Source organism: Pseudomonas sp. PDM18, from assembly GCF_014852585.1.
In the GTDB taxonomy this organism is placed as follows: Bacteria; Pseudomonadota; Gammaproteobacteria; order Pseudomonadales; family Pseudomonadaceae; genus Pseudomonas.
In genome coordinates this window covers 703,177-712,741 of the sequence record NZ_JACVBX010000002.1, presented here as the reverse complement: position 1 = coordinate 712,741, position 9,565 = coordinate 703,177, and the positions used below count along the sequence as shown (strand labels likewise).

Here is a 9,565-nt window from a genome sequence, read left to right as displayed (position 1 = left end):
TGATCGAAGCCACGCGCCAGCTGGAAGTGCAGCGCAAGGCGCTGTCGCTGGCCAAGACCGAGCTGGCCACCCTGATCAACCTGCCGCCGGGCACCGACCTGAAGCTGGCCATGCCGGCCGACGGCTACCCGCTGCCGGAGCTGAAGGTGAGCATGGACAGCCTGGAGCGCGAGGCGCTGGCTTCGCGGCCGGAACTGCGCGAGCAGGACTACCAGAGCCGCATCAGCGCCGCCGAGACCAAGAAGGCCATGCTGCGCCTGCTGCCGGGCCTGGAGTTCTCCGCGGGTGGGCACTACGACAGCAACTCCTACCTGGTGAACCAGAGCTGGGCCGACTACGGCGTCAAGGTCACCTGGAACCTGTTCAACGTGATTTCCGCGCCGGCGGCGATCAAGGTCGCCAAGGCCGGCGAAGACGTCGCCGCGGCGCGCCGCCAGGCGCTGTCCATGGCGGTTCTGGCGCAGCTCTATGTTGCCCAGGCGAACTACCAGGAGGCGCGCCGGCAGTTCCAGACCAGCGAAGAGCTGGCCAGCCTCGACGGGCAGATCACCCAGGAACTGCGCAATCGTCACCAGGCCCAGGGCATCGGCGAACTGGAGCTGATCCAGGGCGAGCTGAACAACCTGCAGGCTGACCTGCAGCGCGACCTGGCCTATGCCGAGCTGCGCAACGCCTACGGCCAGGTGTTCGCCAGCGTGGGCCTCGACCCGCTGCCGGCACAGCTGAAATCCGACTCGCTCAGCGACATCGGCCAGGGCCTGGCCAGCCGCGAGGAACAGTGGCAGCGCGGTGAAATCGCCAATCCCTGACGGCCCGCCCTGAATGAAAAAGCCCCGGCATTTACCGGGGCTTTTTCATGAGTACGATTGTCCGCACATGGATTCCCCCTCCAGGGAATCATTTATCTTGACCCGAAATCCGCGGGTCTTTGGCTACCGCGAGTTGACCCTGCCGGCCATCAAGATTTAACGCGGGACGTGTGCAGCGAATATTCTGTACTAGCTATTTGAGTCGTACGGATTTTGGCGACTCGAGCGGCGGGCGATTAAAGCTCCAAGGCACCGCTTAGCATCAATCGCAGCCTCCGTGCGCCGAGGGCCGGACTGCTTCCCAGGGCCACCATGGGCACCCCCGAAGAGGCGCTGGCGATCCTCTCGGCCGCTTCGCCGATCAAGGCCAGCGGACATTCGATCGCCATCTGCAGTCGATCCAGACGTTTGATCGCATCCGCCGACAAGTCCACGTGGGCGACCAGTACGAGTGCAGCCGGGCGCATCGCCGCGCCAACCAGCGGCAGCTCGTCCAGTGGCGCGCCCGGCAGAACTTGGACGCGCAGATCGTCGCCGCCCAGCAGCAGGCCTGTGGCCAGCAATTCGAATTCCCGCGTGGTACCGGCAGCATCGGCCAGCAGCACCCCGGCGCCAAGCGCACGGCTCATTTGCAGGCGCAGCAGCACTCGGGCGCGCAGGAAGGCGTCAAGAAAGCCCCACTGGCTGCGGGCGCCATAGCCGTTGAGCGTCAGCAGGGAACGCCACAGCGGCAGGAGGATGTCCTCCAGCAGTGTGGCGCTGGGAAAGATGCTGTAGGCCTGACCGTAGAGGCGGTCGAGTTCGCTCTGGTCGAATGCCGCAGCGGCCCTGGAAAAAGCTTCACGCCACTGCAAGCGCTCATCGTCGGGCTGGGCCGATTCCTGCCGCTGGCGTTGGGCAAGCAACTCGCCGATCTTGCCCACCGGCATGCCACGACCGGTCCATAGCAGGATGTCCTGGATGGTCTGCAGATCCCGGGGGGTGTACAGCCGATGGCCGCCATCGGTGCGCAGCGGGCTGACCAGGCCGTAGCGGCGCTCCCACGCTCGCAGGGTCACCGGATTGACGCCAGTGAGGCGCACGATCTCGCGCATGGGCAGGAGGTCGCTGGGGGCGGTATCGGACAGGTCGTTCATAGCGCGGCCAGGCGGCAAGGGAACACGGATTGTAAACCAGCCGCAAGGTTTGTGGCCCAGCTAGGAAGTACCCGGCCACCCGACTACCCTAGGCGGATCGCAGCGAACCGAAGGGAAAACCCATGATCAACGCCAAGCTCCTGCAATTGATGGTCGAAGCTTCCAACGACGGCATCGTGGTGGCCGAGCAGGAGGGGGAGGACAGCATCCTGATCTATGCCAACGCAGCGTTCGAACGCCTGACCGGCTTCGCCGTAGATGACATCCTCTATCAGGACTGCCGTTTCCTGCAGGGCAGCGAGCGGCAGCAGGCGGGTTTGGCGGCCGTGCGCGAGGCGATCCGCAGCGGGCAATCCTGTCGCCAGGTGCTGCACAACTTCCGCAAGGACGGCACGCCTTTCTGGAACGAGCTGTCAATCACGCCGGTACGTAACGAAGCGGACCAGCTCACGTACTTCATCGGCATCCAGCGCGATGTCAGCCGCGAAGTCGCGGCTCAGGAGCGCGTGCGCGAACTGGAGGCGGAGGTTGAGGCGCTCAAGGAGCAACTCGGCGCGCTGAACCGTAACCAATGACCTGCACTAAAAATTGTACAAGGTGACTTGATTTGTACAATTAATGCCGTAGGCTTCGCTTATATCTGTACAGAAATATTTGGCTGTACAGTATTTTTCGGAGCCTGCCATGTCTTCGTTTCTGCAATCCTTCGCCAGGCGTTTCGCCGAGCTCGACGCTGCGAGTCTCCATCGCCTGGACGAGTTGTACAGCCCAGCCGTGCGTTTCCAGGATCCGTTGCACCGGGTGGACGGCCTCGCCGACTTGCGCCGCTACTTCGCGTCGCTTTACGCCAATGTGCAGGGGCTGCGCTACGACTTCCACGGATTCGACGAGGTCGCCCCCGGGCAGGGCTACCTGCGCTGGACCCTGCTTTACCGCCACCCGCGCCTGGCCGGCGGCGCGCTTATCGCCGTGGATGGGTGCAGCCATCTTCGCTGGGGCGAGCGCGTCGAGTTTCACCGGGACTACTTCGATGCCGGCGCGCTGCTCTATGAGCACTTGCCCGTCATGGGCGGCGTCATCGGTTGGCTGAAGCGGAGGCTGGCATGAGCCGCATCTGGCTGACAGGGGCCAGCAGTGGTATTGGCGCCGCCCTGGCCGAGCAACTGCTCGATGACGGCCATAGCCTGGCAGTGACGGCGCGTCAGGCGTCAGCGTTGCAGTCCCTGGCCGAGCGTTACGGTGAGCGGGTGCTGGTGGTTCCTGGCGATATCTCGGACGCCAGGCAGGTTGACCTCATCGCGCGACGCATCCAGCAGGCCTGGGGCGCACTGGATCGTGTCGTGCTGAATGCTGGAACTTGCGAGTACCTGGAACCCGGACAATTCGATGCGACACTGGTGGAGCGGGTGGTGAAAACCAACCTGCTGGGTACCGCGCATTGCATCCAGGCATGCCTACCGCTGCTGCGCCAGGGGGGACGCCCGCATCTGGTGGTGGTCGGCAGCTCAGTGTCCTGGCTGGCGTTGCCCCGCGCCGGCGCCTACGGAGCATCCAAGGCGGGGCTGCGTTATCTGCTTGAATCGCTGCGTATCGACCTGGCAGGCGAGGGTATCGACACGACGCTGGTGAGCCCTGGTTTCGTGGATACACCACTGACCCGGCGTAACGATTTCCCCATGCCAATGGTTTGGCCGGTAGAGCGAGCAGCCCGGCACATCGTCCAGCGTCTTGACGCCCGGCCGCTGGAGATCGCCTTTCCCCGACCTTTCATCCTGATGCTGCGGCTGCTGGGGAGCTTGCCTGCCGGTTGGCGCCTTGGACTCGGTCGCCGCCTGGCGCGCCGCGCCGCGGAGGCCTGAGCCATGCGCATTGCGATCATCGGCAGCGGCATTTCCGGTCTGACCTGCGCCCACCTGCTGACCCGCCAGCACGAGCTCACCGTCTTCGAGGCCAGCGATTGGATTGGTGGCCACACCCATACCGTGGATGTCGACTGGCAGGGCAAGCGTTACGCTATTGATACCGGCTTCATCGTTTTCAATGACTGGACCTACCCGCGCTTCATCCAACTGCTGACGCGTCTGGGCGTCGCCTCCCGGCCTACTGAGATGAGCTTCTCGGTGCACGATCCGGCCAGTGGGCTGGAATACAACGGCCATAACCTCAATACCCTGTTCGCCCAGCGGCGCAATCTGCTTTCGCCCGGCTTCTGGGGGATGCTGCGCGACATCCTGCGCTTCAATCGCGAAGCGCTCGAAGACCTCGCTGAGCAGCGTATTCCGCCGACGCTGACGCTGGGCGACTACCTGCGTGCCGGCGGATACGGTGAGCGCTTCGCCGAGCATTACATCGTGCCCATGGGCTCGGCGATCTGGTCGATGTCGCGCGCCCGCATGCTGGATTTCCCGCTGCAGTTCTTTGTTCGCTTCTTCGTCAACCATGGGCTGCTCTCGGTGAATGAGCGGCCGCAATGGCGGGTAGTGGAGGGCGGCTCGCGCAGCTATGTGGCGCCCTTGACAGCGGGCTATCGCGAGCGAATCCGCCTGAACTGCCCGGTGCACCGCGTCAGGCGGGATGGGCAGGGTGTGGAGGTATTCAGCGCCGCGGGAAGCGAGCGCTTCGACAAGGTCGTTTTCGCCTGCCACAGCGACCAGGCCCTGGCCCTGCTCGATGCCCCCAGCGCAGAGGAGCAGGCGGTGCTCGGCGCGCTGCGCTATGCCAGCAACGAAGTCATCCTGCACACCGACACCCGCCTGCTGCCGAGCCGCCGACGCGCCTGGGCGAGCTGGAACTATCGGCTCGGCGGCCCGCCGCAGGCACCCGCCGCGCTCACCTACGACATGAACCTGCTGCTGGGGATCGAGGCGCCGGTCACCTTCTGCGTCAGCCTGAACCAGACAGAGCAGATCGATCCGGCCAAGGTGCTGGCGCGCTTCGTCTACGCCCACCCGCAGTTCAGCCTTGCCGGCATCGCGGCGCAGGCCAGGCGCGGCCTGTTGCAGGGGCGGCAGCATAGTTATTTCTGCGGAGCCTACTGGGGCAATGGCTTCCACGAGGACGGCGTGGTCAGCGCCCTGGAAGTCGCCGGGCATTTCGGGGAGCGGCTATGAAGAGCAGCCTGTGCCGTGGCTGGGTGATGCACCGGCGCCTGCTGCCAAAGGTGCATGCCTTCCGATATCCGGTCGGCATGGTTCTGCTGGACCTGGCCGAACAGCCGTCCTTGATGCGGCTTTCGCCGCTGCTGCACGCCTGGCGCTTCGCCCCGCTGAGCTGGCGGCAGAGCGATTATCTGCCCGCCTGGACGGGGCGGGGGATGCCACTGGACGAAGCGGTGCGCTGCCTGCTGCGCGAAGCCCTGGGCGAGTCGCCCGCCGGCCCGATTCTTCTGCTCACCCAGCTGCGCAGCTGGGGCCTGTGGTTCAACCCGGTCAGTTTCTATTTTTGCCACGACCATGACGGCCGGCTGGCCGCGATTCTTTGCGAGGTGCGCAACACGCCCTGGCGCGAGCGCTTCCATTACGTGCTGCCGATAAAGCCCGGTGCGCCCCAGGAGCTCGCGGTCGCCAAGGCCTTCCATGTGTCGCCATTTCTGCCCAGGGAGATGGAATACCGCATGCGTTTTCTCATCGATTCGGCCCGCGTGCATGTGCACATGGAGAACTGGCGTGACGACCGTCTGGTGTTCCTCGCCCACCTCGATCTGCAGCGCGAGGCGCTGGACGGCACATCCCTCCGCCGGCACCTGCTGGCGTTTCCCTGGATGAGCCTGCGCACCGTTGCGGCCATCTACTGGCAGGCCCTGCGCCTGCTGTTCAAACGCGTCCCTGTTCACGACCACCAGGCCAGCGAACATCACCTGGCGGTCGGTCATTGCGCCGTCGAGGAGCCCGATCATGTCAGAACCCACCCTGAGCGCTGATAAGGCCGGCACCGCCGCGCCGCGGATCGGCAACCTGTTCCGTCACGCGGTGATCGCCCGCCTGCGCCAGCTGCGGTACGGCTGGCTTCAGGTGCGCCGTGGCGAGAGCCTGCTGGATTTCGGCGACCCGCTCAGCCCCCTGCGCGCGGTGATCGACGTGCACGACGATGCGGTCTGGGGCATGGTTGCCTGCAACGGTTCGATCGGCGCCGGGGAGGCCTACATCCATGGCTACTGGAGCAGCCCGGATCTCGCGGCGGTAACCCGCCTGTTCGTCGCCAACCTGTCGGTGCTCGATGCCATGGAAGGCGGCCTGGCACTCTTGGCCAGGCCCGCGCTGCGCGTGCTGCACTGGCTCAACCGCAACAGCCGCAGCGGTTCGCAGCGCAACATCAGCGCCCATTACGACCTGGGCAACGACCTGTTCGAGCGCCTGCTCGATCCGACGCTGATGTATTCCTCCGCCATGTTCCAGAACCCTTCGCAGAGCCTGGAGCAGGCACAGTTGAACAAGCTCGACGTCATCTGCCGCAAGCTGGACCTGCAGCCGCAGGATCACCTGCTGGAGATCGGCACCGGCTGGGGCAGCCTCGCGCTCTATGCCGCCACCCACTACGGTTGCCGCGTGACCACCACCACGTTGTCGAAGGAGCAGTACGCCTGCGCCCAATTCCGCATCCGCAAGTTCGGCCTGCAGGATCGAGTGACCCTGCTGCTGGAGGATTACCGCGAACTACGCGGGCGCTACGACAAGCTGGTGTCCATCGAGATGATAGAAGCGGTCGGCCATCGCTACCTGCCCGAGTATTTTCGCCGTTGCGCGGCCTTGCTGAAGGATGACGGCCTGATGCTGCTGCAGGCCATCACCATCCGCGACCAACGCTACGAGCAGGCGCGGTGTTCCGTGGACTTCATCCAGCGCTACATCTTCCCAGGCGGCGCGCTGCCTTCGATCACCAAACTGCTGCAGACCGCCACCGAGCACACGGAGCTCAGTCTCGTCCACCTGGAAGATTTCGCCGGGGACTATGCGCGCACCCTGCGGCATTGGCGCGACAACCTGCGGCAATCGCGCGCCTCTCTGCTGGAGCTGGGCTATGACGAAAGCTTCCAGCGCCTGTGGGAGTTCTACCTGTGCTATTGCCAGGGCGGCTTCGAGGAGCGCGCCATCGGCGTGGCGCATCTGCTCTGGGCTGGGCCCGCGGCGCGCAGGTCGAGTCTGGCGGATCAGCTGGACGCCTGATGGACCGCGGACTGCCGCTGCTGGTAAACGCGGTCTGGCTGCAACTGGGATGGTGGGGTTGTGTGCTCGGTGCGCGGCATCAGGCTTTGCTGGCCGCGGTGGCGGTCGGGTTATTGCTGCACCTCAGCTTTTGCCGGCAAACGAAAGAGGAGGGGCAGGCGATACTCACTGTTGGCCTGTCCGGTTGTCTGCTGGACACCCTCCTGGGCTGGCTTGGGCTGTTTAATTTCGAGGGTGAGCTCCTGCCGGGCTGGCTCGCCCTGCTGTGGCTGGTCTTTGCCAGCGGGTTGCGGCACAGCCTTGCCTGGGCCGCGCGACCGATGTGGCGGGGTGCCTGCGTGGGCGCCTTGGGTGGCCCGCTGGCCTATTGCGCCGGCGCTCCGCTGGCCGGAGTCGGTCTTCCGTTGGGCTTGGGTTTCACGGCGCTGGCACTGGCACTGCTTTGGACGGCCTGGCTACCGCTGATGCTGCGCCTCGCGCTTGGCCGGTGAGCGGCGGCAGCGCTGCGAGCAGTAGCGCACCTCATCCCAGCAGCGCGCCCAACGCCGCCGCCAGCTGAACGGACGGCCGCAGACCAGGCAGGTCTTCTCCGGCAGGTGCGTTTTTTTCACAGCGCTTGTCCCGCATCCAGCCGCGCCAGCAAAGCCTCGCCGCGCTGCCTCAGGGCGAGGCTGCGCTGCTCGTCCATGCGTTGCAGGTTGCGATACGCCATGGCCAATCGCGGATTAGCGCCGAGCCGCTCGCGGTGCCGCATGAGGAAGTGCCAGTACAGCGCATTGAAGGGGCAGGCATCCTCCCCGGTCGCCTGGTCGACCCGGTAGCGGCAGGCCCCGCAGTGGTCGGACATGCGCTGGATATAGCGCCCGCTCGCGCAGTAGGGCTTGGAGCCCAGGTAGCCGCCATCGGCGTGCATCACCATGCCCAGCGTGTTGGGCAGCTCCACCCACTCGAAGGCATCCAGGTACACGGCCAGGTACCAGTCGCAGATGGCCGGCGGAGCGATGCCCGCCAGCAGGGCGAAGTTGCCGGTGACCATCAGCCGCTGGATGTGGTGCGCGTAGCCGAATTCCAGTGTCTGGCCGATGGCCTGGGCCATGCAGCGCATGTCGGTCCGGCCGGTCCAGTAGAACTCCGGCAATGGCCGGCGATTGCCCAGCGCGTTGAGCTGCGCGTATTCGGGCATGCGCAGCCAGTAAATGCCGCGCACGTATTCCCGCCAGCCGATCAATTGACGGATGAAGCCTTCGGCGGCGTTCAGTGGCACGAGTCCCTGGCGATAGGCCAGCTCCACGTCGCTGGCCAGCTGGCGCACGTCCAGCAGGCCGATGTTCAGCGCGGCGCTGATGCGGGCATGGAACAGGAAGGGTTCGCCCTCGGCCATGGCGTCCTGGTAATCGCCGAACGCTGGCAGGGAGAACTCCAGGAAGTGTTGCCAGAGTTCCTGGGCCTGAATGTGGGTCACCGGGTAGTCGAATCCCTCCAGACGACCGTAGTGATCGTCAAAACGCTTGCCGACCAGTTGCATGACGTCGCGGGTGATACCGTCCTGCTCGAAGCGGGCGGGGAAGGGGCCGTGCAGCCCGCGCGGCAGGGGCTTGCGATTGTCCGAGTCGAGGTTCCAGGTGCCGCCGACGGGACGGCCATCGGGTTCCATCAGCAGCCCGGTGCGCTGGCGCATCACGCGGTAGAAGTGCTCCATGCGCAACTGCCTGCGCGCTCCTGCCCAGCGCGCGAACTCATCGCGACTGCAGAGAAAACGGTGATCTTCATGCCAGGTCAGCGACACCTTGCCGCTGCGCAGCGCCTGCTCCAGACGCCATTCGCCGCATTCGGTGAAATGAACCTCGGGATAACCCAGAGTGACGTGCCAGCGTTCGACTTCGCCGACGATGTTGCCACTGTTAGCGGGATCGTCCAGCGTCGTGTAGATCACCCGCCAGCCCCGTTCTCGCAGCGCCTGGGCGAAGTGGCGCATGGCGCTGAAGATGGGCACGATCTTCTGCGGATGATGAGGCACGTAGCGGGCTTCCTGGTCCACCTCGGCCATCAGGATAGCGTCCCGCTCAGGGTCCAGCGCGTCGAACAGGGACAGCTCGAAGCTGAGCTGGTCTCCCAGCAGCAGACCCAGCCGGCGCGGCTTGTACGTCATGCGCGGGGCTCCAGGGAAAGCGGCACGCGCAGCGGCTCGACCGCCGTCGGATGCGAGGCGCAGATTTCGTCATGGGCGCAGTGCTGGACCAGTTCGCACGGCAGCGAGGCCCATTCGCCCAGCGCCTCGCGCACCTGGGTGGTGGAGCGCAGGTGCAGGACCTGCCCGCTTTCATCGCGAATCGGCCGCAAGCCCTCGGCCAGCCGAGCCTGCAGGACGTAGAAGCCGCCCTCCAGGGAAATCACCTCGAAACCCTGGATACGCCCGGCGGCTACGGCATGGGCGAGGTCTTGCAGTGTCATGGTTGGC

General features: G+C 65.4%; 12 protein-coding genes. 8 read left to right on the top strand and 4 right to left on the bottom strand.

Going from position 1 to position 9,565, the window contains the following annotated elements:
* On the top strand, window positions 1-809 hold an 809-nt coding region (locus IB274_RS08010; protein ID WP_192431463.1), incomplete at its 5' end, for a TolC family protein.
* A 236-nt stretch (window positions 810-1,045) separates the two neighbouring features.
* Here IB274_RS08010 and IB274_RS08005 read toward each other — a convergent pair.
* Window positions 1,046-1,945, bottom strand: a complete 900-nt coding sequence (locus tag IB274_RS08005) for a MerR family transcriptional regulator (RefSeq protein ID WP_192431462.1) — start codon at window positions 1,943-1,945, stop codon at window positions 1,046-1,048.
* A gap of 122 nt (window positions 1,946-2,067) precedes the next feature.
* Here IB274_RS08005 and IB274_RS08000 point away from each other — a divergent pair, with 122 nt between their 5' ends.
* The 7 genes from IB274_RS08000 to IB274_RS07970 all read left to right on the top strand — a co-directional run bounded on the left by IB274_RS08000 (window position 2,068) and on the right by IB274_RS07970 (window position 7,598).
* Window positions 2,068-2,520: a PAS domain-containing protein gene (locus IB274_RS08000; protein WP_192431461.1), complete on the top strand. Its 453-nt coding sequence runs from the start codon at window positions 2,068-2,070 to the stop codon at window positions 2,518-2,520.
* Between the two features lie 109 nt (window positions 2,521-2,629).
* On the top strand, window positions 2,630-3,052 hold the full coding sequence (locus IB274_RS07995) for a nuclear transport factor 2 family protein (RefSeq protein ID WP_192431460.1): 423 nt from the start codon (window positions 2,630-2,632) through the stop codon (window positions 3,050-3,052).
* Window positions 3,049-3,804, top strand: a complete 756-nt coding sequence (locus IB274_RS07990) for an SDR family NAD(P)-dependent oxidoreductase (protein ID WP_192431459.1) — start codon at window positions 3,049-3,051, stop codon at window positions 3,802-3,804. Before IB274_RS07995 ends, IB274_RS07990 begins: the two co-directional genes overlap by 4 nt.
* A 3-nt stretch (window positions 3,805-3,807) precedes the next feature.
* Entirely contained in the window at window positions 3,808-5,055 is a 1,248-nt protein-coding gene (locus IB274_RS07985; protein WP_192431458.1) for an NAD(P)/FAD-dependent oxidoreductase, read from the top strand.
* Window positions 5,052-5,864, top strand: a complete 813-nt coding sequence (locus IB274_RS07980) for a DUF1365 domain-containing protein (RefSeq protein ID WP_192431457.1) — start codon at window positions 5,052-5,054, stop codon at window positions 5,862-5,864. The genes IB274_RS07985 and IB274_RS07980 overlap by 4 nt, the downstream gene beginning before the upstream one ends.
* A complete protein-coding gene (locus IB274_RS07975) occupies window positions 5,839-7,107 on the top strand; it encodes an SAM-dependent methyltransferase (protein ID WP_192431456.1) in 1,269 nt (422 codons plus the stop codon). The genes IB274_RS07980 and IB274_RS07975 overlap by 26 nt, the downstream gene beginning before the upstream one ends.
* Window positions 7,107-7,598, top strand: coding sequence for a DUF2878 domain-containing protein (locus IB274_RS07970; RefSeq protein ID WP_192431455.1), 492 nt, complete (start codon window positions 7,107-7,109; stop codon window positions 7,596-7,598). Before IB274_RS07975 ends, IB274_RS07970 begins: the two co-directional genes overlap by 1 nt.
* Here IB274_RS07970 and IB274_RS07965 read toward each other — a convergent pair.
* From IB274_RS07965 to IB274_RS07955, 3 genes are read right to left on the bottom strand one after another with little or no spacing between them, the layout of a single operon-like run.
* On the bottom strand, window positions 7,563-7,718 hold the full coding sequence (locus IB274_RS07965; protein ID WP_192431454.1) for a DUF2256 domain-containing protein: 156 nt from the start codon (window positions 7,716-7,718) through the stop codon (window positions 7,563-7,565). The genes IB274_RS07970 and IB274_RS07965 overlap by 36 nt on opposite strands.
* On the bottom strand, window positions 7,715-9,256 hold the full coding sequence (locus IB274_RS07960; protein ID WP_192431453.1) for a cryptochrome/photolyase family protein: 1,542 nt from the start codon (window positions 9,254-9,256) through the stop codon (window positions 7,715-7,717). The genes IB274_RS07965 and IB274_RS07960 overlap by 4 nt, the downstream gene beginning before the upstream one ends.
* On the bottom strand, window positions 9,253-9,558 hold the full coding sequence (locus IB274_RS07955; RefSeq protein WP_192431452.1) for a DUF6482 family protein: 306 nt from the start codon (window positions 9,556-9,558) through the stop codon (window positions 9,253-9,255). Before IB274_RS07955 ends, IB274_RS07960 begins: the two co-directional genes overlap by 4 nt.
* Between the last annotated feature and the right edge of the window lie 7 nt (window positions 9,559-9,565).